The 26,848-nt window shown below is 48.5% G+C and carries 8 protein-coding genes; 2 read left to right on the plus strand and 6 right to left on the minus strand.

Annotated elements, in window-relative coordinates; genetic code table 11:
* Positions 1-119: 119 nt before the first annotated feature.
* The 5 genes from N482_RS12300 to N482_RS12320 all read right to left on the minus strand — a co-directional run bounded on the left by N482_RS12300 (position 120) and on the right by N482_RS12320 (position 25,121).
* Positions 120-12,284, minus strand: a complete 12,165-nt coding sequence (locus N482_RS12300) for a non-ribosomal peptide synthetase (RefSeq protein WP_063377315.1) — start codon at positions 12,282-12,284, stop codon at positions 120-122.
* Between the two features lie 331 nt (positions 12,285-12,615).
* On the minus strand, positions 12,616-16,989 hold the full coding sequence (locus N482_RS12305) for a type I polyketide synthase (protein ID WP_063377316.1): 4,374 nt from the start codon (positions 16,987-16,989) through the stop codon (positions 12,616-12,618).
* A 2-nt stretch (positions 16,990-16,991) separates the two neighbouring features.
* Positions 16,992-22,247: a non-ribosomal peptide synthetase gene (locus N482_RS12310; RefSeq protein WP_063377317.1), complete on the minus strand. Its 5,256-nt coding sequence runs from the start codon at positions 22,245-22,247 to the stop codon at positions 16,992-16,994.
* 172 nt (positions 22,248-22,419) lie between these two features.
* Positions 22,420-22,632, minus strand: coding sequence for an MbtH family protein (locus N482_RS12315; RefSeq protein WP_063377318.1), 213 nt, complete (start codon positions 22,630-22,632; stop codon positions 22,420-22,422).
* A 56-nt stretch (positions 22,633-22,688) separates the two neighbouring features.
* Entirely contained in the window at positions 22,689-25,121 is a 2,433-nt protein-coding gene (locus tag N482_RS12320; protein WP_063377319.1) for a penicillin acylase family protein, read from the minus strand.
* Positions 25,122-25,402: 281 nt separating this feature from the next.
* Between N482_RS12320 and N482_RS12325 the strand changes: the two genes are divergently transcribed.
* Entirely contained in the window at positions 25,403-25,927 is a 525-nt protein-coding gene (locus N482_RS12325) for an RNA polymerase sigma factor (protein WP_063377320.1), read from the plus strand.
* A 7-nt stretch (positions 25,928-25,934) separates the two neighbouring features.
* Here N482_RS12325 and N482_RS12330 read toward each other — a convergent pair whose 3' ends face one another.
* Entirely contained in the window at positions 25,935-26,393 is a 459-nt protein-coding gene (locus tag N482_RS12330; protein ID WP_063377321.1) for a TerB family tellurite resistance protein, read from the minus strand.
* An 83-nt stretch (positions 26,394-26,476) separates the two neighbouring features.
* On the opposite strand from N482_RS12330, the gene N482_RS12335 reads away from it, so the two are divergent.
* Complete coding sequence (locus N482_RS12335; protein ID WP_063377322.1) at positions 26,477-26,842, plus strand: hypothetical protein; 366 nt, start codon at positions 26,477-26,479, stop codon at positions 26,840-26,842.
* Positions 26,843-26,848: the final 6 nt, after the last annotated feature.

The following is a 26,848-nucleotide window of genomic DNA, read 5'->3' on the forward strand; positions in this document are numbered from 1 at the left end:
TTTCTGCCAATCCCATGGCTGATAAGTATTTTGTTGATCAAAATCAAGGCTGGTTAAATAACAAAAGCCAAGTGCATTAACACAACTTGGCTTTTGGGTTGACGGCACTAGGCGAAATACTATTTTTTCAACTTACCAAATTTCGCCATTTTACGTTTTTTCATGCCACCACTGCGTTTGGGTTTTGGCAGTGCTTGTTCAGGCTGAGACGCCAAGGTTGCTAACAAACCAAGCCACTCTGTGAGAGTCGCCTGCATCTTATCTTTCACATAGAGCTCACGTTTGAACACCATGTTGCCACTCAAACCTTGCGCCGTTGGCTCAATAAAAATGGCAGAGTCGAATTTACTAGTTACCCCTTCGCTCGGCAATTCACTGATTTCAATCCCCTCAACAGGCCAGCGCGGTTGCGGCGTATTTTGCATTACAAATAGCTGCTGGAAAATCGGCGACACGCCGTTTTGACGCGGAGTATCTGCCACTTGCGCAATATTCTCTAGCGTCAGAAGTTGATGATCTTGAACTGCTAACAGTTGCTGTTGAACCTGTTGTGCAAGGCTAATAAAGCTGTCGTCGGTTTTTAGCATAATACGAACAGGTAATACCTTAATAAAGAAACCAATCAACGGTTCCAAAGCAGCCTCTTCACGACCCGCTAAATCAGTGCCTACCACTAAGTCTTGCTGCCCCGTTTGCTGGCTTAAAAACGCCATATAACTGGCTTTCAACAAGGCAAATAACGACAGGTGATGCGCTTCGCTCAATGCTCGCAATTGCGCGCTGAGTTCTGGCGCGATATCAAACACCACCTGCTCACCTTGACTGCTCGGTTTATCTGGACGCGGCAAGTGCAGCGGTAAAACACTAACCGGCGGAGCAGCTTGTAGCTGCTGTTGCCAAAATACCTTGTTGTGCGCGCCTTCTGGCGACGCCAAGCGCGCAGTTTGCCAGCTTGCGTAGTCTGCATACTGAACTTCCAACGGCGTTAACTTAGCGGCTAGACTGCTATCTCCAAGCCGCTCAGCATAGAATACACCCAGCTCTTGAACGAGATTGGCAATCGACCAGCCATCGCTGATGATATGATGCATGCTAACCAACAATTGATAGTGTTGCTCACCCAGCTGCAATACCTTGGCGCGCATGAGTGGCGCGGCGCTTAAGTCAAAGTGCTGTTGCTCAAACTCGTTGCGTAGATGCTGCGCCAACAGCGTATTGTCTATCGGCTCAACAGCCAATTTAAAGGTCAGGTTCTCAAGCACTTCAACGCGAGGCTCGCCCTCAACATCCACAAATCGCGAGCGTAAAATCTCATGACGCGTAAGCAACGCATTGAATGCCTGCTCAAGGGCAATCACATCCAACTCGCCGCTCAGTTCAACCGCCCCCGCAATATTGTAAGCAGCTTTATCGGCTTCATTGGTGCTGAGTCTATCCGTCAGCCATAAGCTTTGTTGCGCGGGAGATACCTGCATCAGCGCGGTACGCTCAACGCGTGACAACGCCAATCGTTTAACGCCTTGCGAGGACTCTGATACACACTGAGCCAGAGCTGCTAAATCTTGGGCACTGAAGATATCTTTCACTTCGATGCCGTACTCGCCGAGCTCATTGAAGCGCGACACCAAGCGCAGTGCTGTTATCGAATCACCACCAAGGGCAAAAAAGTTATCGTGACGCCCCACCTGCTCAACATGCAACAATGACTGCCACACGTGCGCGATTTGCTGCTCTAATTCGCCTTGCGGTGCAACATAACCGCTGGCGTTATCCGCTAAGTTCACGTCAGGTAAACGCTTACGGTCCACCTTACCATTTTGGTTAAGTGGTAGCTGTGCCATGATTTCAATGGCTTGCGGTATCATGTAATCAGGTAAGGTTTCACGCAGTTGCGCTTGCAACTCATTCGCTGTGTGTACGGTAACCGCATAGGCAACTAAAACAGGCTGTTCCTTGGCGCTTTGAACCACGACAATGGCTTGCTCTACGCCCGCAAGTGCGCTGAGCTGCGCTTCGATTTCTCCCAACTCAATACGATGGCCACGTATTTTGATCTGATCATCCACACGGCTAAGATATTCTAATTGTTCATCCTCATTCCAGCGTACTAAGTCACCGGTGCGATACAAACGCCCGCCTTGATCACCAAACGGGTTGGCCACAAAACGTTCAGCGGTTAATTCTGGCTGGCCAATATAACCCGCTGCAAGACAACTGCCGCCGATATACAGCTCACCTGTCGCACCTTTTGGAAGCAGGTTAAGGGCGTTGTCCAATACGTAAACTTGACGGTTACCCATAGGTAAACCGATCGGAACGTAGCGACCTGCCACTTGCGACTGTGCATCTCCTATCCACAGCGTTGGTGTTACTACCGCTTCGGTGGGACCATAAGCATTGACAAACTGTGCCTGAGGTAGGCTCTGCTGTGCTAACTTAAAGTCCCCTCGGTGCCAGCCTTCACCGCCAACAATACATAAACGCACCGATCCCAACGTTGAAACATGACGTAAATACGCAGGCGGCAGATCCACAACAGTAACGCCCGCTGTGGCTGCGTAGTCAACCAGCGCATCGGGACTCAGAGCCTTAGGATCAACCACACTCAGTTGTGCACCGCATAGTAGCGGCATAAGCAACTGTTCAAGCGCTGCATCAAAGCCCATAGAAGCGAATAACAACGCATGATCTTGACTCTGATATTGGTAGGTCTGCTGCATAGCGTAGCAATGATCTGCCAAGGCTTGATGAGACACGGCAACCCCTTTTGGTAACCCCGTCGAACCAGAAGTAAAGATCATATACGCCAGCTGCTGAGGTTGAATCACTTGATTTATTGGGGTGGCAGGATAGTCAGCAACCAAGCCGCTCTCCAGACACTGAATATATGCACCTTGCAGCTGGGTGCTTGTGTCATCACTGAGCATCAAACTTGCGGCACTTTGCTGAACGATATACTGCTGACGTTCAATTGGCAGGCTCGGGTCAATCGGCACATAGGTCGCACCAGATTTCAACACCGCCAGCGCGGCAACCACCATCTCAGTGCCACGCTCGAAGCGCACAGCAACCACTTTGTGTTGCTGTGCACAAAGATAATGTGCCAAACGGTCGCTCTGCTCTGCTAATTGCTGGTAATTCAACTCAGTATCTGCAAATTTCAAAGCCGTGTGTCGTGTGTACTGCGTTGCAATATCGCGCAGCCGCTCTATCACTAACGGCGCGGGTGCATGTGCTTGGCCCTGACCTAAAGCATGTAATTGCGCTTGCTCTGCATCAGGGATCAACTGCAAGTCTGCAACGCGCTGGGGTTGTGAACCAACCAAAGCGGTGAGTAGTGTGTTAAGCGCGCTTGCCAGCTCTACACGACGCGCCTTACTGAAGCGCTCTTTGGCAAATTCAAACTCAATGTTAGTAAGGCCATCATTGTTTTCATAACAGTTAAGTACTAATTCAAACTGCGCTTCGCTGGCGTCAATGGTCACAGGGCTCACATCCAGCGCTGGTAATGTAAGCAAGGCATCGCCGTCCACACGTTGATGGTTAATCATCACTTGGAACAGTGGCTGTGCTAGGTCTCGGTCTAGATTCAGGCTGTCTAACAGCTGCTCAAATGGCAAGTCTTGGTGCGCTTGTGCGCCTAACATATGGGTTTTGACTTGCGCAAGCACCTCGCTCAGCAGTGTATCACCGCTTATTTCAGTGGTGATCACTTGAGTATTAACAAAGAAACCCACTAAAGATTCAGTGCCCACAGTGTGACGATTGGCAATCGGCATCCCAACGCGGATCGTAGACTGGCCACTGTAGCGATGCAGTAATACCTTGAGCGCTGACATCAAGACATTGAATAGGCTGGTATTATTAGCTTTAGCATAGTCCACTAAAGCCGCTTTTAACTGCGTATCAAGCTGCACTTGCTCCGTTACTGCTTGATAGGCACTTTGTACAGAGTTTAAATCACTGGGCAGACGCAGTGCTGATAAGTCATCCCCAATGACGCCATGCCAATATGCTAGTTGCTGGGCTTTCACCTCGTCATTCAACCATGCGCGTTGCCACCTGGCATAATCGCTATAACGTATTGTTGCTGTGTCAGGCAAGTGCAACGCGCCCGCCTGTGCTTGACCATATGCCTTGGCAAAATCGTTAATAATAATCTGTAATGACCACGCATCAGAGATAATATGGTGCATTACTACCACCAGCTCATGACGCATGTCACTGTATTTTATAAGCCCCACTCTAAACAGGTTGCCCTGAGTCAACACAAACGGCTGAGCGACAAAGTTTGCTCGCCAAGTGCGGCTATCTGCGCCTTGAGACGCGTCAAACACCTGATAAATACACGCACCTTCAGTGGCAATATACTGAGATACCTGTGCATCTTGGTCTTCCACATACACAGTGCGCAGTGCATCATGGCTGTTTTGGACGTAATCCAATGCGCTTTGCAATGCGCTGGTATTGAGTTGCCCATCCAACATCAACGCGCCCTTAATATGGTACGCGCTGCTCTGCGGCGAGAGCTTCCATAAGAACCACTGGCGTTGTTCGGCAAACGATAATCCAGTATAAGTCTCAGCATCACGTACCAGCGGTAACCGATTAGTTGCGCTGTTGCCGTCAATCATTGATGCCAATTGCGCAAGGTCCTCGGTGCTGAATAGCTGCGCAATTTCAAAGTTTAACCCTGCGCTCTGACCTTGACTGGCGACACTCAATGCTTTGATTGAATCCCCCCCAAGGGCAAAGAAGTTATCACGACGGCCGACTTTTTCTGCCCCCAGTACCGACTGCCAAATTGCCGCGAGGCGCAATTCAGTCTCAGTTATTGGCGCCTCATATGCTTGGACAGCTTGCCACTGCGGTTTTGGCAGCGCTTTGCGGTCAATCTTGCCATTGCTATTGTGTGGCATGTTGTCAAGTGCGATGACAAGTGCTGGCACCATGTAGTCAGGGAGCCACTGCGCAATGTGGCTTTTTAGTTCGTCACCATTAAGTTCTAAGCCCGACACATAGCCAACCAATTGTGTGCTGCCAGTGCTGTTGTCATCCACAACCACGGCTTCAACTACGCCGTCACAGCGATAGAGCTGCGCCTCAATGTCACCGAGCTCAATACGATAACCACGGATCTTCACCTGATGGTCGGTGCGGCCTAAGTACTCAAGCTGACCGTGTTCATTCCAACGCACTAAGTCTCCGGTGCGATATAAACGGCTACCATCCGTTGCAAACGGATTGGCCACAAAGCGCTCGGCACTGAGCTCAGGTCGCGCTAAATAGCCGCGAGCTAAGCCGGCGCCCGCAATGTAAAGTTCCCCAGCGACACCTTGTGGGCATAGGTTTAGCTGGTTATCAAGCACATACAACTGCGTATTTAACGTCGCAGCGCCAAGGTGCACTGGTGATTGCTCAACACGGTAACAACTCGACCAAATGGTCGTTTCGGTTGGCCCGTACATATTCCAAAGTTCAACACCCGTTGCGGTTAAATCAGTCACGAGTTCCGCAGGCAGCGCTTCGCCGCCACACAGCGCCAGCTTGCCAGCCACGTCGGTCAGTAGGTTGAGCGCTAACAGACTGCGCCAACCCGCAGGGGTAGCTTGCAGTAAGTCTTGCTGTGCTAATAATTCAGGTGTGAGCGTCGTAGCATTGTTTGCGACGGTCACAGCACCACCGCTGATCAACGGCAAGTAAATTTCTAGTCCAGAAATATCAAACGACAATGAGGTGAGTGCGAGCGCATTCACCGCCTCACTTAATCCCAATTGCTGCCTCATTCCCAACAAGAAATTGAGTAAGTTGCCATGACTTATCGCAACGCCTTTGGGTAAGCCGGTAGACCCAGAGGTATACAGGGTATACACCAGTTGTGCATGATGACGCGCTTTGATTGGCGTACTGTCTGCGTAATTGTCTAGTGCAATTTCAGAAACATTTAAACATCTTACGGCATTGCCAAACGTTGCTGCTGTATTGGTCAAGACAAGCGTTGCTCCGCTGTGCTCACAGATATAATCGCGACGCGCGTCAGGCAGCTCCAAAGCAATTGGGACGTAAACGCCGCCCGCTTTACCGATGGCTAACATTGCCACAATCATATCAAAGCCGCGTGTCATGCTCACGGCCACGGGCATTTCGCTATCAACCCCCATTTCAATGAGTGCCTGTGCCAATTGATTCGCACGGCGGTTCAACTCACCATAACTAAGTGCTTCGCCTTGCTCATTGCGCACAGCTATCGCATGTGGCAATTGCTGTACCTGCACTTCAAATAGGGCCAATGCATCTAGATCAGGCAGCGCTTCACTGCGCCCCTTACCCAGCTTGCCTAGTACATCTTGCGCACGCTCATCCAACAACTGAACTTCACCAAGCGAATTGTCCACTTGCGCCTGTAATGTATCTAGTAAGAACCCTAAATTATTAGCAAATTTCGCCACCAACTCAGCGCTTAATTGCCAGCTCTGATAAGCAAAATTAATCGTTAGACCTTGTGCCGTCTCGACAAAAACGGTCAGCGGATAATTGGTTTCTTCGCGGTTCTCAACCAAATTAAAACGTGCGCCGCCCAATTCAGACGCACCCAAAGTCTCAGAGATTGGGTAGTTTTCGAAAATCAGTAAACTGTCAAACAAGCCTTGCTGGTTGAAGTCCACCTGCCCTTCAGCTAGTTTTTGAATTTGATACAAAGGTGTGTGTTCAAACTCTCGGCTTGCCATGCTGTCTTGTTGGCGGGCTTTGAGCCATTGCCCCACCGAGAGCGCATTGTCTAGCGTGCTGATCACCGGTAAGGTATTGATAAATAGACCCACCGTACGGTCACTACCAACCAAGTCGGCAGGGCGGCCAGACGTCGTCGCGCCAAAGCAAACTGCTGATTTGTTCAGCATTCGACCCAAAAGCAACGACCAAGCACCTTGTAAAACAGTATTAACGGTGATCTGTTGCTGTTGTGCAAAGCTTTGTAATTGCGCGGCTTGTTGCTCGCTTAATTGCAACGTATGCTGCGCATAGCCCAGTGACTCATCCAAACGACCGCGCACTTGCAACTGAGTTAAATATGAGGCATCACTCAGTAGCTCAAGGCGGCTTTGCCAGTAGCTGCCTCCCGCGGCGTCATCTTGGTTCGCTAAATACCCCAAGTAATCTTTAAACTGACCACCAGGTGACGGTAATGTTTGCGCTTGATAAGCTGCCATAACTTCGGCCAACACCGCCGTGCTGCTCCAACCATCTAGCAGCATATGGTGATAGGTCCAAATAAAATGATGCTGCGCTGGCGCTTGCTGAACTAAGGTGAAAGACATCAGCCCAACTTGCTCTGTGACTGCAAAACCTTTATCAAGTATTGATTTGGCAAGGGTATGTGTCGATTGTGCAGGTTCTGCTTGCCAATCAAGCTCTGTAAATGCAACTTGATGGCCTTCTACCACATACTGTAAAGGCTGCTTAGCCGCCGAAATAAAGCCGCTGCGCAATGCGTCATGGCGCTCAACAACCTGTTTCCAAGCGGCTTTAAAGCGCATCACATCAAGGCTGCTAATATCCAATCTAAGCTGATTGAGATACGCTGCACTTTGTTCCACCATGGAGTGGAACATCATGCCTTGCTGCATGGGTGAAAGAGGATAAATACTGGAAACTCCCTGCTGTGAAATGGGGAGTGCATCCAGCTCTGCTTGAGACAGCGCCAGCAATGGCACATCGGCAGGGGTTAAGCGCACGTTGGCATCGAGGCAATGCTCGATTACCCGGCCAAACGCCTGTTCAAGCAAGTGGGCGAACTCGGCCATATCGGCCTGTAACAGGCATGCACAGCTGTAAGTCACGGCCAATTGCAACTGGCCGTTTTGAATTCCCCCATTGATGGCAATGTCTGCACTGAGTGCGTTTTCAGGGGCTATGCTACGGCCCACACCCTCAGTACTCATTTGCCACTCAGCCAGCTGCGTATTGCCATTGGCATCAAGCTGACCTAAGTAATTAAATTCAATTTGCGGTTTGCGCGCGCTATGCAGCGCTTGCTTTTGCGCCTCATTGCCAAAGCACTTAAAAGCACCGTAACCAATGCCTTTATTTGGCAGAGCACGCAAACGCTCTTTGGTATGAATAATCGTCTCTGCAATATTCGCGAAGCTGGCCAATTTAACGGGATACAGCGCCGTAAACCAGCCTATTGTACGGCTTAAATCTAGTTGCGACTGCCACGGCTCACGACCATGCCCTTCAAGAAATACCTGCGCTTCATCGGCACCGGTCCATTGCTTCAAGGCCACACTTAACCCCGCCAATAACAGCTCGTCGATTTGTGTTCGGTAAGGGCGCTGAGCCTGAGTTAACAATGCCTGAGTATGTGACTCGCTGAGCGTGATATTCAGCGTTTGTACACTGTGCATGGTGTCATCGCCATCAGCAACAAAGTTCGGTAAGTCTATCGCGTCGCTATGCTGCGACTGCCAAATTGCAAATTCGTCCTCGTGGGCAGTGGGGTAAGTTTGTAATTGCTGCGACCAGTATTGATAGCTGTGGCTCTTTGGTGCAAACGCGACCTCTTTACCAGATGCAGCCTGCTCAATACCTTGCAATAAGTCATCCACCAAGATACGCCAAGACACCCCATCAATGACAAGGTGATGGGCAATTAAAATCAACTGCTGACGAGTATCACTGTGAACGTATACAACGCGTAGTGAATCACCACGCATAATGTTTAAACTCGCTTGTGCCTGCTCCGCCAATTGCAGACAGTAACGGTCGAAATCTTGCTCTGTGGTTGATTGATACCACACCACTTCACGGTAATCCGCTTCGTCATAGTCGCGATAAGATTGCAGCCACTCGCCCTGCTGCTGATATTGCAGTCTCAATCCATCATGATGCTCAATAAGTGCTTGCACACTCTCTGTTAGCGCCGCTAAACCTATGGTGGCTGGTGGCGTTAAGCGAATGGCTTGGTTCCAGTGATTAACTTGTTTGGGCTGTCTTGCAAAATAAGTTTGCTGAATTGGTAACAAGGGGACTTCGCCACTGACAATTTGTGGGATCTTATCTTCTTCCCTTAATTCATTGAGTTCATTGGCCAATTGCGCAATTGTTGGCGCTTCAAATACCAGCTTCGCACTGAGGACAAAACCATGCTGGCGCATCGCTGCAACAATTTGTAAGCTCAGAATGGAGTCGCCACCTAAGGCAAAAAAGTTATCATCACGGCCAATTGGGCTTTGACCAAGTACCTGCTGCCAAGTTTGACACAGCAGTTCTTCACGCTCGCCCTGAGGTGCTTGATAGGCAGTCTGAGTTTGCAGACTCGGGGCTGGCAGGGCTTTGCGGTCCACTTTACCATTGCTGCTCAGCGGTAATACATCCAGTACCATAATGGCACTCGGTACCATGTAATCCGGCAGTGTATCAATGAGCCCTTGTTGCAACTGGCTTTCATCTAATGACTCGCCACTCACATACGCGGCCAAACGCGCGCCACCATTGGGCCCAGTGATGGCCACAACCACCGCTTCTTTCACGCCCGGCTGGGAAAATAATTGGGTTTCGATTTCGCCCAGCTCAATACGTAAGCCTCGGATCTTTACCTGATGGTCGGTTCTCCCTAGATATTCAAGCTCGCCCAATTCACTCCAACGCACCAAGTCTCCGCTGCGATACAAGCGACTGCCGTCATTGGCAAATGGGTTGGCTACAAAACGCTCGGCACTGAGATCTGGGCGGTTAGCATAACCGCGGGCGAGGCCTATTCCGCCAATGTATAACTCACCCACAGCACCAATTGGGCTGAGGTTTAACTGTTGATCAAGCACCCACAACTCGCAGCCTGCAATCGGTTTGCCGATAGGAACCGCGTTGTCGGCGCGGCCATCACATTCGTAATAGCTGACGTCGATGGCGGCTTCTGTCGGGCCATATAGGTTGTGAATTTCAAGCTCTGGTAGCAACTTCAAGGTGTCCGCTTGAAGGGCCGCAGGCAGTGCTTCACCGCTACAAATAATGTGTTTAATACTGTCACATTGCTGCGCCATTGGTTCACTGATAAAAGCCTGCAACATCGAGGGCACAAAGTGCAGTAAGGTCACTTGCTGGGCCTGAATAAGCGAGGCCAGTTCACGAGGCTCTTTGTGGATCTCAGGCTCCGCTACGACTAAGGTTGCACCGCGCATCAATGGCCAGAAAAACTCCCAAACAGACACATCAAACCCATACGGTGTTTTTTGCAGAACACGATCTGTTGCGCCAATTGGGTAGGCTTGGTCCTGCCAGCTAATGCGGTTATATAGAGCGTGGTGGTTATTCACCACGCCCTTGGGTTTACCGGTCGAGCCCGAGGTATAAATCACATACGCCGCCTGCGCAGGCAAAATAGTCACATTTGGGTAATCATCATTTTGCCCAGCTAGCGTGGTTTCAAGCGTTGACCACACATAATAAGGCACTGAAAACGCGTTATTTTCGCGATTGCCCAGCACCAGTTTGAAGGTGCTATTTTGCGCGATATACTCAACCCGGTCGGCCGGTAAATGAGGGTCAAGGGGCACATACGCTGCGCCACTTTTCATCACGCCGATTAACGCTATCACCATTTCGAAACTACGGTCGAAATACACCCCGACTTGGTCTTCAGCCCCAACGCCTTGTGCTATCAGCCAATTGGCCAACTGATTGGTGCGTAGTTCAAACTCCCCGTAGCTCAGGTGCTCACCAGCAAATATCAGTGCGTTGTGCTGCGGTGTTTGCTTAGCCTGTTCACTGATGATATCGGCAATAGAGCGTTGCCAAGGAAATGCATCTACGCCTTTTGAGAATGCTTCAAGGCACTGCTGGCGCTGCTGCGGATACCAATCCAAGTATTGCAATGGAGAGTGTGGGTTGCTGACAACCGCAGATAATAATGCAGCGAGTTCATCTAAACAGTGCTTGGCAAAGGCTTGACTGTAAAGTGTGTTGGCGTAGTACAGGTGTAACGTTGTATCACTCGTAACTTCCTCAATCACATCTAATTGCAGGTCAAAAGGCATCGAAAAGCGCAGTGCTTGGGTGTCTTTGAGTGACACGCCTTGCAATGCATCCATAGCACCCTTGTCACGTTTTAAGTAGTTAAACATGACCTGAAAAAGCGGGTGACTTCCGGTGCTGCGCTCAGGCTTAATGACATCCAAAAGGTGTTCAAACGGCAAGTCTTGATTAGCCTGTGCAAATTGTGAAAACGATTTGGCTTTTTCCAGCAATGAGACAAAATTGTCTTCTGGCGCAACTTCTAATCGTACTACTTGAGTATTAATAAAAAAGCCGATGAGACCATGGGTTTGTGCATGGTGGCGATTGGCAATAGGTACCCCGACCTTCACATCACTTTGATCACTATAGCGATGCAGAAGGTACTGAAAGGCACTGAGCAGCACCAAATATGGCGTCACTTGGTGCTGTTTTGTCAGCCCTTGCACTTGTTGCCACAATGAATTTGGCAAAGCCAAGGAGTGCGTGCTAATCGGGTAGTTACCCCCTTGTCTTGCCAAGCTATTTGCAGGAAGACGTAGTGGCTCAAAATCGTCCCCAAGCGCCCCTTGCCAATCCGTTAACTGCTTGGCCAATAACTCCGATTGGTCTTGCTTGGCCAGCCATAACGCATGGTCCAAATAGTCTGCTTTGGTTTCAACTTCGGGTAAATCTTGCTGGGATTGCAGCAATGCATATGCTTGAATAAACTCATTAAATAGCTGCTGCATCGAAGTGCCATCGGTAACGATATGGTGCATCACCACCAGCAAGGTGCATTCGCCCTGTGCTTCTAACAAGGCTACGCGTAGCAGAGGCTCGGCCGTTAAATCAAAGGGTTTGTCTGCAATCTCAAACGCCTGCTGCGCTATATCGCTTTGCGTTGGAATATCAATAAAGGTAAATGCATTGTCGTTTTGCAATTGCTGCACGGTGATGCCAGCATCTTCACTAAAACGACTATTCAAGATCCCGTGTTTGGCAACCAAGTGCGCAAAGCCAGCTTGCACCCACGCCTTATTCAATTGCCCCTGAAACGTCAGCGTACCCGCTAAGTTATAGACGCTATCTTGTGGGTCCAATTGCCACGCGGTCCACAGACGTAGTTGGGCGGGCGTTAAAGGCACTTTGGCCATTCTATCTTGACGCACATCCAACTGATTTTGTTGCGCTCTGGCCTGACTATCGACCAATTTGGCTTTAAGTTTTAGCTGTTGTTCTTCAGTTAATGCGCCACCGCGCTCGCGTCTTCTTCTGCGCTTTTGCTCGCTCATGCTGATTCCACCTGGATCTCGATTATTATGCACTGCTAATCTGGTTGACTGGGTGATACGGGTTTCAACTTACATCCCCGTTTCACCACATCGCAATTCTTGGCGCTATTTACCTACTGACAGACATAAAACCACACCACTCATATAAGTGTAAGCTATTGTTTTAAATCACTTAAACTAGCTTTATGACTGAGTTTTGTACATCGCTTGTTATTTTGATGTGTTGGTAAATTTGCCCTTGATGCCAGCTAGACGTTGGGAAATGAAAAAAATAAAGCAGGAGGCCACAATGGCCTCCAAAAAATTCAGTGGTAGGTTAGATATGGCAAAGTTACTCGTTAAGTAACTGCTCTTCGATTAAGAAGGTAAGATTATCTAGATTAGGATCTTCAAAGAAGGTAGCCGGTTCAACTTCAACTGTGAACTGCTGCTTCACTTTTGCCAACATTTGAATTGCAATCAGTGAATCACCACCGAGCTCAAACAAGTTATCGAAAATACCGATTTCATCAAAGCCCAAAAATTCACTCCAAATTGCAGCCAACTGTAACTCTAGCTCACTCTCTGGCGCTTCAAACTCTGTGCCTAGCTCGGGTCGCTTGTGACCTTTTGGTGCCGGAGCTTTGGCCTGCATCAAGCGCTCAGTTAGCTCAGCAACTTTGTCTGCACGAGCTTGCCAAGGCAAACTTGCTGCGTACAACTGCGGCGCTTGAGACTGACCAATACCTGCGAGTAAAGTGTGTGCTGCGGCTTCATCAATACCAAACTCTTCCCCCACACTATGCCCTGCTGCCATACCTATGTTTGCCCACGCATCCCAGTTAACCGACTGCACCAAGAAAGGCTGTGGCTGCGCTGCCACCGCATCTAAATAACTGTTGGCCGCACAGTAATCACTTTGGCCAAGTGCGCCAAGGACCGAAGCCAATGACGAGCATAGGATCATGCGCTCCAGTTGATGGGATTTAAATGCTGCCAAGAGGTTATCAGTCCCTCGAGTCTTAGCAGCCATGCTCTGCGTCGCTTGCTCTGCGGTGAGCTGCGCCAACATACCACCACCCGGTAGGCCTGCTGCATGGATCACTTGCGTAACCCTGCCCAGTGATTGTTCGGCGTGACTAATCGCTACATTCAAGCTCGCAATATCTAATACGTCCGCCTGCACCACCGCAATACGTGCACCAGAGTCTTGCAACGCTTTTAATGCGCTTAATTGGCTCACCAATTTAGCGTCACAGTGCTCATCCGCAATCAATGCAGCCCACTGCTCGCTTGCAGGCAGCGCGCTACGGGTTTGTAACACCAAAGCATGACCTTGAGCTGCCAAAAGCTTAGCAAGTACTAAACCCACACCGCCTAAGCCACCTGTAATAAAGGTCACAGCTGACGATGATTCCTCGCTCACCTGCGTAGCCACTGTCGGCAATGCTTGCTGGGTCAGCACAAAACGCTGACGGCCACGATAGGCGATTTCGCGCGCGTCATTTGCCATATCGACCACCAATTGCGTGGCAAATTGTGGCAGGCCATTGTCGCGCAGCGTGTTTGATACTTCGCGCAACTGGCAGAAAATAGCTGCCTGCTCCATACCGACAACACGGGTAATGCCAAGCGCCGTGGCTTTTTCGGCAGACATAACCTCATCACCTAAAACGCTAAATAGCTCGCTTGCAACTACAGTCCAATTAATTTGGCCTTGCCCTAGTAACCATTTCGACAGTGGTAGCAACAATTGATAGCCACAGGCGTGCTCATCCAATAGACGACAATCAACAATACGCGCAAAGCCGTCAACTTGCTCATGTAACATATTTAATTGGCTCGCATCTTGGCAATCTAGGCGATACTGATTTTGCTCAACAGTAGTGAATGAATCGCCCTGCCAAACTTGGATAACAGTCGCGCCTTTTGCAACTAGAGCTGAGCTTAGTTGTGTTATGAGCGGTGCATCCGAGGCAAATAACACCACCTTTTGGCCCTGTAAATCAACAGATGAAGATACTGTACTGGGCTGTTGTTGCCAAATTGGCTCAAGCAACTCAGGGCCGGTATTTTCGCTAACACTTGTATTTGAAGCTTTCACCGTTTTGGCATCAACCCAAAACTCGGTCTTATCAAATTGATATGCAGGGAATGCCATTTCAACGCCCTGCGCGACTTCGCTCACTTCTGACCACTTGATTTGCACACCAAGCTGCCACAGCTTCGCCAAGGTCATCACAAACGGGGGAATTGGCGCTTTGAGGTCGCGCGCGTGAGCAATTGAATTGAGCACGGTCACCGTGTCAGATACAGATTGCTTAGCTAGCTTTTGCAGCGTATCGCCCGGGCCTGCCTCAACGAGTACATCACAGCGCTGCGCCAGCGTGTTCACACCATCCACAAAGTTAACTGCTTGGCGGATATGATCTAACCAATATTGCGTAGACGTCGCTTGCTCTGCTGTGATCCAAGTACCCGTTAGATTAGACACAAACGGTGTGCTAGGCGCACTTAACTGCACTCGCGCCAGTATATCTGAAAATTCGTTTAACACCGGCTCAGTCAGGTGGCTGTGGAATGCATGAGACACGTGTAAACGTGCCACACTAATATCGGCTGCTTTCAGTTCACCTTGTAGGGCTTTAATCGCCTCTTTGGTACCTGCAACCACCGTATTACTTGGACTGTTGCACGCTGCGATATCTAATTGCTCGTTTAAGTACGGCGTCAGGCTTTGTGCATCGCTCATAACCGAAAGCATGGCGCCTGGCGCCATTTTTTGCAGCGCTTCACCACGTGCGGTGACCAGCTTAACAGCTGTATCTAAACTCATCACCCCACTCAAACATGCCGCCACGTATTCACCAATACTGTGTCCTAGCATCGCCTCAATATGAACACCGTGACTCTGGTAGCACTTCGCCATGGTATATGCCACCACAAAGAGGGCTGGTTGAGTCAATCGAGTTTGACCAAGCAACTGGTTAGCAGCCAATAATTCATCATCATTTGGGGTAAATACTCGACGTAGCTCATCTTGTAGTTCACCGTTGAATAACGCAGTCACCTCCTCAAAGTGAGCCTTAAATGCCGGCACGTGTTTCAACAGCGGTTGTGCCATCGTCACGTATTGCGACCCTTGACCTGAAAACATCAAACCAATTTTATGGTTGGTTGCTTTGTCACCACTGACATCTCGCACCAGAAGTTGCTGTGCCTGCTCAGCACTATCGACCACCACCGCGTGACGAATTGCTTGCGCTGTACGGCTATGTTGCAGCTGTGCAGCAATCAATGATAATTGCGCTGGTGATTGTTGTAGTTTGATAGCCAATGCCTGACGCTGTGCTTCCAACGCAGCTTGACCACTGCCCGACAGGGGTAAAATGTGCCAAGGTGCGACATGACTATATTCCACCTTAGGTGCTACGTACTCTTCTAAGATGACATGGGCATTTGTGCCACCCATACCTAATGAGCTTACTGCTGCGCGGCGCACAGTGTCACTTTGCCAAGGCTTAAGTTCAGTATTTACGTAAAATGGGCTGTTCGCAAAGTCGATTTTGCTGTTTACGGGGGTGCTGTGCAAACTTGGCGGTAGCGTTTTGTGGCGCAATGCTTGAACAGCTTTGATAAGCCCAGTAACACCCGCTGCCGAGTCCAAGTGACCAATATTGGCCTTAATTGAACCAATGGCGATTTGCTGGTTGTCGCACTCCCCATATGCTCGGCTCAATGCCGCGATTTCAATGGGATCGCCAAGCGTTGTGCCCGTACCATGCGTTTCAATATACCCCACAGAGCTCGGTTCAATGTCAGCAAACTCAAGAGCCGCCTCAATAGCGCCCGCCTGACCTGTGACACTCGGTGCCGTGTAACCGACTTTTTCTTTACCATCGTTGTTGATAGCAGAGCCTTTGATCACCGCAAGAATATGATCGCCTTCTTCAATAGCATCTTCTACACGTTTTAACACCACCGCGGCGCTGCCACTGCCAATCAAAATCCCATCGGCCTGCTCACCAAACGCACTCAACTGCCCTGAGGGAGACAAGCTACCACCCGCTGGCGCATGATAGCCTTGCTCATTATTTAGATTGAGCCAGACGCCACCCGCAAGGGCCGAGTCACATTCATAGTTCTGCAAAGAACGACACGCCATATGCACAGCCACTAATGAGGTTGAACACGCCGTTTGCACCGTTACAGCAGGACCCGTTAGGTCTAGCTCGTAGCTGACACGCGTCGCCAATGAATCTTTATCATTACCATTGGTGAGCGCCAGCAAACTAGTGATATCCTGCTGGCTATCTGTCAGCAGGTTTTGTAATAGATAGGCGGGGACGCCGCATCCTGCAAACACCCCGGTAAAATTACTGCCATTGGTGGTGATGCCGGCATACTCAAGCGCATGCCAACAGGTTTGTAAAAAGACCCGCTGCTGAGGGTCAAGTTGCGCCGCTTCTTTTGGTGTGTAACCAAAAAATGCCGCATCAAACTGCGCCATGCTCGCAAACGGCACACCGCGTTTCACATAATCTGGGTGCGCTAAGTCTTCCTCGCTAACACCCACAGCGCGTAGATCCGCATCCGCTAAATCTTGCACGGCACACTTTCCGTCTCGTACATTTTGCCACAGCGCATCAACATCGTCGGCATCTGGGAAACGGCCCGCCATGCCCACAATGGCAATATCTAGTTCGCTATATTTGTTTTCTGACATTGTTATGATTCTCTTGCTTTTCTTTTACGCGCGGCAATCGCGCCCATGCCGCGTTTTTGTTTCGCGCCACTTGGTTTATTCGGTGTAACAGGCGCTGTATTTGATTGTGCACTGCCAAGTAGCGTCGCCAAACTGGCAATGCTTGGGTGCGCAAACAGCTCTGTCATTTGTAAATTGGGGTATTGCACTTTTAGCTCTTCATAAACGGCCATGAGTAACAAAGAGTGGCCGCCCACATCAAAGAAATTGGCATGACGGTCAATCTCTTGCATCTTTAAGTGTTTTTGCCAAATTTCAGCAATAGTACGTTCCGTGTCATTTTCTGCCAATGAAACAGACTGGCCGACACGCTCCACTTTTGGCAGCTGGCGGCGCTCCAATTTGCCACTGGCATTGATGGGTAGCTTTTCCATTACGACGATGTCACTTGGCACCATATAAGCTGGCATATGCTCGCTTAGCGCGCGTTTTAACATGTCAGCAAATGTTTGATCACTAAACTTGACGCTTTGAATATAGGCAATTAAACCTAAACCGTGACTTTGTTGCTCGGTGACTACCACCGCCGTATCAACATCCGGTAATTGACTTAGCTGCTGTTCAATTTCGCCAAGCTCAACTCTAAAGCCACGTACCTTCACTTGGTGATCGTTACGACCGTGATACATCAGGTCGCCACCTTGCCAGCTGACTAAATCGCCAGTGGCGTACATACGCGCGCCTGTGTCGCTAAACGGGTCGGCGATAAAGCGTGTCGCGGTCATTTCAGGCTGCGCCCAATAGCCACGGGCTAGAATGTCACCGCCCACGTAGAGCTGTCCCACATGACCATTAGGCACTATCTCGAGGTTGTCATCCAAAATATATAGCTGACGGCCAGCCAATGCGTGTCCAAGCGGCACAGACTGTTGTGCGTTATCACTAACATTCAAGTCTTGACACGGATGGATAGCGGCTTCCACCACGATTTCGGTTGGCCCGTAGGTATTGAGCAATCTCACCTGAGCAAGACCCGTATTTTGCCAATCTTGGATCCCAGCTAAAGACATGGCTTCACCGCCCGAATGGACCTGCCTTAATTTAGGAAGCTCAAGCGGTGTAAGCTGCGCTTTGCGTGCCCAACTCGCACTGATACTGCGCCAGTAGGCCGCACTTAAGTCCATAACCGCCACATGGTGTTTTTGTGCCTGCGCGTAGAGCGTGTCGGCATCCCACAGTGCATCACCACGCAGCAGTACTGCCGCTCCCACCGCCCATGTTGGGAACAATTGTTCAACAAACGCGTCAAAATTGGCCGTAGCAAATTGCAGCACGACGTCGTCGGCTTGTAAGTTTATAAAGCGTCTAGCCGAGTCAATGTAACGTGCTAATGCTCCCAACTCGATGGCCACACCTTTCGCTTTACCGGTCGAGCCTGAGGTGTAATTTAAATAGGCCGTTTGATTGTCGTGATAGTCCACGGCTGGCACTTTGGTATTTAGGTGCTGTTCACTCAACAAGGTTTGCGGTGACAAAAGTGCACCGTCAAAGGTCACGGGCAATGACGCTTCATCACTTAAGATGGCACCACACCCACTGTCTTGCTGCATATGTTGTAATTTGTCTGCGGGGAATTGTTTATCTAGAGGCAAATACGCCGCGCCTGCCTTTAAACACGCTAACGTACTTGCCAACATCAGCGGCTTTCTGCTTTGCATTACACCCACTACACACTCAGCACCAAACCCGTTGGCAATCAACCCATGGGCTATACGGTTTGAAGTCTGCTCTAACCATTCAAAGCTATAATACTGGTCGTTATAGATCACCGCCGTTCGCACTGGCGTTTGTTCAGCAATCTCGCTGATTTTTTGCAGCCAAGGCGTCGCTGGCAATATAATGTTTTCTCCACGCCCTTGCTGAGCAGATTCAACTTGCAGTGTGTGCAGCGCAAGGTTGCCAATAGCTTGTTTTGGGGCATTAACAATTTCATTTAATAGGGTATTAAAGGCACTCGTCACACTGTCAATATAATCGGCATCGTACAACGCTGCGTTGTATTGGAACTCCAACAACAACGCACCATCGTTTAATAACCGAGAGTCGATACTCAAATCAAATTGCGCTTGCTGTTGCAGTGCAGTGACCTGTTCAACCTCAACGCCCGGTAACTCAAGCGCTTGCTGTACGTCTTGTTCTAAGTGATTGAACATCACTTGGAATAACGGGTTTTGTCCCAGACTACGGTCAGGGTTCATCACCTCAACAAGTTTTTCGAAGGGTAAATCCTGATTTTTTTGCGCATCAATAGCGTGTGTTTTAGTAGACGATAACACCTCAACAAAACTTTGCTCCGCTGACAGTTCATTGCGCTGTACAAGCGTATTAATGAAAAAGCCCATCAGTGAGTGCAATTCAGAGAAACGGCGGTTCGCCACCGGTACACCAATGCGCGGTGTCCGCTTACCAGAGAAGCGATAGAAGAATACTTGTATGCTACTGAGCAACAGCATAAATAAGCTAGCACCGTATTGATGTGCCAAAGCCTGCAATTGTTCAACTTGTTGATAAGAAAGCTTTATCATCTGGCTTTGCATAGGGGCTGGCATGTCTGGTTGCCTTGGGTGTTGCGGCGCGAGCAGCTCTTCGTCATCGTTAGCCTGCAATTGCTGCTGCCAATACGTTAATTGTGCTTGGGCTTCTGAACTTGATAGCCATTGCTGTTGCCAGGCAGCAAAGTCACCATAATTCAAGGTATGAGCTATGTCGGGGAAGGGGTTTGTGTCAACTAGTGCCGCGTAATAATGGCTAATATCCGCCAACATCAAATCGAAGCTCCACGCGTCACTGGCGATATGGTGTATTACTAAAATCAGCTGAGCGCGATTGTCTGACAATTTAACCAGAGCAGCCCTAAAGTTATCTCCGCGCTCTAATTCAAAGGGTTGCTTGTAGAAGGTTTCAACCCATGCTTTTGCAGCGGCGTCTGAATCCGAGCTTTCACTAAAATCAGCCTGTTGCCAATTAAGCGTTTGTTCACTTAACTGCTGTTGCCACTGGCCTGATTCAGCTTTGCCATAGGCATGACGTAATACGGCCTGTTGCGCAAGGATATGTGCCACGGCGCTATGCAAATGCGTTTCACTGATCTCACCCTTAAGCGTCAAGCTGGCACCAATATGATAAGCGCTGCTCAGAGGTTCTAACTGCCATAAAAATAGCTGTCTTTGTTGCTGTGCACTCAGAGGATAAGCGGCTTTTTCTAGCGCAGGGATAAACGACTGTTTTTGCTTAGTTGCAACACTTTCACGCACCAACTGGCAAAAATCGCCAAATTTATGGGCAGCAAATACCGCCGTCGGCTCTATCTGGCAATTAAAGGCTTCTTGCACCTTTGCCAGCAGTAAAGCGGCTTTAATCGAGCTGCCACCCAAAGCAAAAAAGTCAGCTCCATCTCTATTAACTGGGTAGTGCAAAACGCTTTGCCACAATGCAGCTAAACGCTGTGCCACCTCATCCCATGTGTGCTGGTCGTCCCCACCATGACTCACTGACAGCTGTTGCAACTGTGACAGGTTAAATACCCCATAGGTTGCCAATTTCTTGGCTTGTAGTAATTTCAAACACGCGCTGCGCTGCAATTTACCACTGGAGGTTTTGGGTAACCCGCCTTGGTCCAGTAACACCACAAGTTCTGGGCAATGACCAAATTGCGCAATAATAAAATCTCTGACAATCAGTGCCGTTTGCTCTGCGGGCACTTCATTGCGATATACATTGGCGGTTTCAATCGCCACACCAATGCCTTCACCGCTTTGCTCACTCGGGACAGGGAAAGCAGACACGCGGCCCTGACGCACAAAGCTCAGTGTCCCTTCGATGGCACGTTCTATGTCTTGTGGGTAGACATTATGACCATTCATGATAATGAGGTCTTTTTGACGGCCTGATATAAACAACTGGTCGTCATGGATATAGCCCACATCGCCCGTTCTTAACCAGCGTTTGCCTTCATGCTCCACAAAAGTGTCTTGGGTTGCTTGCTCATTACGCCAGTAGCCCACCGCAATGCTTGGACCACTCGCCCAAATCTCGCCAATACTGCCCTGTGCAACTTCATCAAAACTGGTTGGACAGGTAATACGAATCTGGTGTTCGCTTGCAACAACGCCACAACCAACTTGATGAGTATATTCGCCACTATCGCGCATGTCTTTAGCGTGTTGTAATACTGCTTTGCCCGCTGCCAACTCACGAGTATCAAATGCCTCAATCACCGCACCTTGTGATGGTATGCTACCGGTGACATACAGGGTGCCTTCGGCGAGCCCATAACATGGGTAAAGCGCCGTTGGTTTAAACCCTTGCGCAGCATACTTTTGCGCAAAACTCAGCAAAGTATCGTGGCGAATTGGCTCTGCGCCAGAGAAAAACACCCGCAAACTGCTCAAGTCTAAATCTGCTACTTGCTTGTCTTTCACACGCTCGATACACAGACGATATGAAAAGTCAGGACCGCCACTCATGGTGGCTTTGTACTCAGATATCAGCTGCAACCATCGTGCAGGGCGCTCCATAAAGTACCTTGGAGAGCACAGTACGAGTTTATAGCCTGTGAATATTGGCTGCAGTAGGCCACCAATCAACCCCATATCATGGAACAGTGGTAGCCAGCTCACTAGCACATCATCTTGGGTAATATTCATTCCCTCAGCAATGGCTTTTTCGTTACCAAGCAAATTGCCATGACTTACCATGACGCCTTTAGGCTTCGCCGTCGACCCTGACGTGTACTGTAAAAACGCGATTTCTTCAGACTTGGTTGGGTGACGTTCAACCGTTTCATGCTGTTCGCAGAATTCATCAATCACCAGCATTTTGCTATCGCTGACCTGCTCAACAAGGGCTTCCACTGTCGAGGTAAATCGTGCCGTGGTTAGCACCACAGCTGCTTCTGAGTCTTCTGCAATACCTACTGTACGTGCGATATGCTGCGCCTTAGTCGACTCAGGTGGAAAGCTGGGAATGGCCGTCACACCAAGATACTGACATGCTAAAAAACTCGTCACATATTCAATACCGGTGTCCATTAAGATCAGCGCTCTATCGCCTGCCACCACATGATTTTTCAAATGGCTGGCAACCATCAAGCTCTGGGCATATAGCTCTCCAAAGCTCCATGGCGTCTGTGCTTTTTTATCCACACAGACTAGCGCGATGTTGTCCGGCTGCTGCGCAGCGTGTTGCGCTAAGTGATCCATGATGGTGATGGCGGTCATGATTTACTCCATGAAATTTATCTAGCAAATGCGCATACTGAGTTTAATTTTGGCTATTTTTTTGTATGATTACGCCAAGCTGATGCGCTTGATTAAATGGGTGCTGCCCACGATTCGGATTTATGAAATGAGGCGTTGAAAAAGAGCGACTTGCTAGACGCTCAATTGTCGCTTACACGTCTTGTTGAGCCATTGCGTTTCTGAGGCTCAAGGGACGCATATCTGTCCAATGTGTTTTAATATGCTCAAGACACGTAGCCTTGTCACCACTCACACCAGTGTCTTGCCAACCGCCGGGTACTGATTTGTAACTAGGCCACAAAGAGTACTGTTCTTCGTGATTAATGATCACTTTAAAAGTGCCGTTTTCGTTATCGAAACTCATCACATTTTTCCAAAAATTAGACTGTCGCCACTGTGACGCGCGACAGTCTAAGATTTTTAGTCTTTTTTCACAGTAAGTGTCATTTCGCTAATTTTGCCCTGCTTAATTTGCACATCGGTATACGGCAAATCAATCAGGCCTTTACCTGCCGCATAGTGGTCACTGGCATCGGTAAAGTGCGGCGAATTAGGGTTATTACTCTGTGAATAAGTCAATAAGCCGCGCGCCTGTGGCCCGTGCTCATTAAAGCCAACCACCATCATCCAGCTTGAACCATAGTTAACAGGGTAGCCATCGGTGCTCAGGCCCGTTCTTGTTGGCCAAGTTGGATCTAAGACTTCACGAATCGGCGCAGCCATGGTGGGGGCGAACGATGTTAAATCCATTGCATTGGTCGTGGAGAAAATATTGAAACCACCACTGTGGTGATCAGATCCAGGCCATGGGATGCGACGGTCGCCCTTCTGTAGATATTGCAACTCACCTAGTGTCGCATCAATGGCAAACCCGGCATTCTCTAGTTGCTTGCTCGCAGCAAGTAATTTAACTAGGGTCGACTTTTCTGCTTTGACAATACTGGGGGTAACCGCAGGGAACGCAGCATTAAACTGCACAACAAGGTCTTCGTCCGTTAGCAAGTTGAAGAATTCTTTAGCAAGGGGGGCCGATTTAGAATTGGCATTGAATTTACCATCCCACTTCGCAAATGCCTGACAAGCAGGGTTAACTGGCATGCTTAACGTGTCAGTTACTGCCAACGTTTGCCCTGCATACAATGCGCATGTTGCCATCACAGTCGGCTTGTATAGTTCAAATGAGGCGCTGGTCCCTGTCACTATGTTTTCCAGCTCATGACGGTCAAATTTGCCGTCTGCGCCACGGGCAAAGCGCATAAGGTTGATATTGTAACGGGTACGGCGTGTTTGTTTATAATCAACATGACCGTATAGCGGCGAATAACCACTGAGCTTGCTTTGTAAGTTAGTTAACCAGTAAGAGTTATTGGCATTTTGCACATAATCTTGACGACGCAGTTTAGGGGCACGCTCATATGGCACTTCTTGTTGAAATACCAACGCACTGCTTGTACCAGGAAGTACAGCCAGTTTGGTTTTTTTGTAAACCTCAGAGATTAACGGGTGACTGCGCAGTAGCTCCTCACCAACAGGGGTAACATCAGGTACGTTTGAATCGTCAATAAAGAACACCTCGCCAAGCTTGTCGGCCACTAGGGTATTATTAAACGCAAGGCCATCATGATTTTTGAAGGTATCGATAAAGTTGTCTAGATTTGTTGCACGGTTCATCGACAACCAATGATCGATACCGTCTAAGTTATCAATATTGGTATCGCGAACCACGTAGGCGTTTTTGCTATCCCATGGAAAGTTTTTCTGGTCCTCGATGACGTAACCGATTGGAGTTATAAAGTAATCTTTTTTCATGGTGTGTACACCCATCGGGGTAAGCACTTCAACATTGACTTGCTTTTTCTCGATATCAACCCACTGGCCATCAAACTTATATTGCAGTGGATTTTGCGGGTTCAACTCCAACTGATAAACCACTTCGTGCCTTGCCGCAGAATAAGTGTGCGTCCAAGCTAGGCCTTCATTAAAGCCGATATTTACGATGCCTGGTACGCCAATGACCGACGCCCCCATCGTGCTAAAGTCACCTTCAACACTGGCATGGTTAGCCCAAAAACGTAAGTTGCCGTTGAATGGGAAGTGCGGGTTTGCAAGCAGCAAGCCGCGGCCATTGCTCGTCACTTCATGACCCAATGCCCAACCATTCGAGCCCTGTGTTAACTGCTTAGGTTTATAATCAATATTACTCGCCATTAGCCATGGTTTTTCAGGTTGCGGCTCTTGCTTTGCAATCGTCGGTAGCCACTCATTACCTGTCCCAGGGTTAGCCTGTAAGATTTGGACTAATAAACGCCCAATGCTGTTTTGTGTTGCAGAAGCTAACACCGATGCAACCACATCAACACCATTGATTGGTTTTACCCATGCTTTGCCACTACAAGCCGGTGCCAACTCAGCTTTACCAGCCAGTACATCTTGCAGATATTGGTTATACCCAGCTGCGAACCCATCAGCCAAAGCGCGGGTATTCGCTGACAAATTGGCGTACTCACGGGCAACGCGACCATGTAAATCAATGATTTTGTAACCCAAATCTAAACTTACAAAAAAGTTATCCTGACCATTTTTGTGCGGCCCTAAGTACTTAGCACGCTCACCTCTGACACGAACATACCCATCCGCCAAGATACATGCATGATCTTGTGCTTGCGCGTAGGCATTACCATACCCTAGTCCATACAAAGATTTTGCCTGAATATGCGGGATGCCATGCTCTGTGCGCGTGATTTTAACATCTTCACTTAAGCTCTTGTTAGAGGCACTCGCTTGCGCGATGAAATGGCACCCAGAAATGGCAAATGCAGCCAATACAGGCACTACCGTAGATTTTAACTTCATAGCTTTCCTTAATTTTTTACGCTGTTAAAAATTCAAACCCGTGCAGACATGACGGATATAAACAGAAAAAAAAAACTGAAAGTAACGCACCAAATTGTTGTCAAAAACAGAACAAAGGTAAGTAAAAAGAAAGCGAGTTTAAATACAGGTTAATGACAGTTTAATTAGCAAAGGCGCACAAAGTACTTGACTGCTAATGCAAGATCAAAATAACATAATAGTGATAATTATTATCATTCTCTATTACGGAAAAACATTCAGGACAAATAGGAGTAAAAACAGTGCAGCAGCTCTGTGTTAAGTGGTCAAAAGTTATTGCTGAAAATGAAGCTAAGTTATTGGCTTATTTGAACAACATTTTGCGCTGCCCTTATCTAGCCGAGGACGCATTACAGGACACATTCATTCGTTTATCTGGGATGTCAAAATGTCAGGATTGCCAAGTTAAGAATAGCAAGAGTTACTGTTATCAGGTCGCAAGGAATATCGCCATTGATATGATCCGCAAACAAAATAGAGAATCTCTTGTTGATTTAGAGTCTGTCCAAACAGAACAATTTGACGACGAAAGCTCAAACATTGAAGAAAAGTACATTGATGCACAGCTGTCAGATAAGGTAAATAATACCATTGGTAAACTCTCGCAGCGCCACCAAAATGTCGTTAGTTTCTACCGTGATGGTCGCCTAAAGCAAAAAGAAATCGCCAAGATGTATCATATTTCTCCGACGTTAGTGAACTTTATGATCAAAGAAGCCATTCAGTCTTGTCAAAACGAATTGCAAGCCGGTGCCGTTGCACACTGATGGCGACTTAATCAGCTAGACCTAGCGCGTCTTTGGCGCGCAGTTTAGCCGAAATAAAATCACCATGGGCAACATACATTAACCCCGCAATTTTGCGCACAGTGTAGTCTTCTTGCGGGTCTAACTGACCATCCGAAAATGCCACCATCCACATCAGCTCAATCACTTCGATGCGTGCTAGCTCGTCGGTATGTTCGTTGACAACTTTGATAAAGCGATGAAGGTCAATTGCCGTATCTACCAGCTGCTGTGCCTCTGAGCGAATTAATTCACTGCTTTGCGCACTTAACTGACATTGACGTTGAAGAAGTCTGGCTACCATCTCTAGCTCTTGTGGCATAATCTCATTGTCTGCACGCATCACTTCAACCAGAAGCGCGGCCAGTGCTGTTGCAAAGCTCATAGAAGCTTGTTCTTCATGAGAATTATTTAAACTGGCTAAAAACTCTTTAACTCGTTCTAACAATTGTCGCTCCTTTTGATACACTTGAAGTATCATTCAAACAGTGGTTTTAATTCATACGACCCAAGCATTTTAAGGTTTCATACATGCTTAAAAGTGTTTTCACCCTGCTGATGTTTATCTCTGCCATGCTACTCAGCGCCTGTCAATTTACACCCGGAAAAATTGGTGTCTCAGAAAAATACTATGACTTTGATCATAAAGTGCATTACGAACAAATAAAGTATAGCGATGACCATTACTATTTGAAGATAAAGTCCGACTCTTACAATCATTTTTTGCAACAAAGTGTGTTTTTATTACGTCATAGCCAATCACTCTGCCAAGGTCTGAAACCGCAACTATTATTGCAAGGAGGTGTACAAAAATTTGATCGGCTGCCTACAACTCCACGTGCCTATGAACCAGACTTAAGCGTTGAAGTTACCTGCATTAAAGGCGACGAAGAATAATCAATG

The organism is Pseudoalteromonas luteoviolacea NCIMB 1942 (assembly GCF_001625595.1).
Classification (GTDB): Bacteria; Pseudomonadota; Gammaproteobacteria; order Enterobacterales; family Alteromonadaceae; genus Pseudoalteromonas; species Pseudoalteromonas luteoviolacea_A.

Coding starts and splice junctions, on each gene's coding strand:
- N482_RS12300 (WP_063377315.1), bottom strand. CDS start 12,284: ATGAGCGAGCAAAAGCGCAGAAGAAGACGCGAGCGCGGTGGCGCATTA.
- N482_RS12305 (WP_063377316.1), bottom strand. CDS start 16,989: ATGTCAGAAAACAAATATAGCGAACTAGATATTGCCATTGTGGGCATG.
- N482_RS12310 (WP_063377317.1), bottom strand. CDS start 22,247: ATGACCGCCATCACCATCATGGATCACTTAGCGCAACACGCTGCGCAG.
- N482_RS12315 (WP_063377318.1), bottom strand. CDS start 22,632: ATGAGTTTCGATAACGAAAACGGCACTTTTAAAGTGATCATTAATCAC.
- N482_RS12320 (WP_063377319.1), bottom strand. CDS start 25,121: ATGAAGTTAAAATCTACGGTAGTGCCTGTATTGGCTGCATTTGCCATT.
- N482_RS12335 (WP_063377322.1), top strand. CDS start 26,477: ATGCTTAAAAGTGTTTTCACCCTGCTGATGTTTATCTCTGCCATGCTA.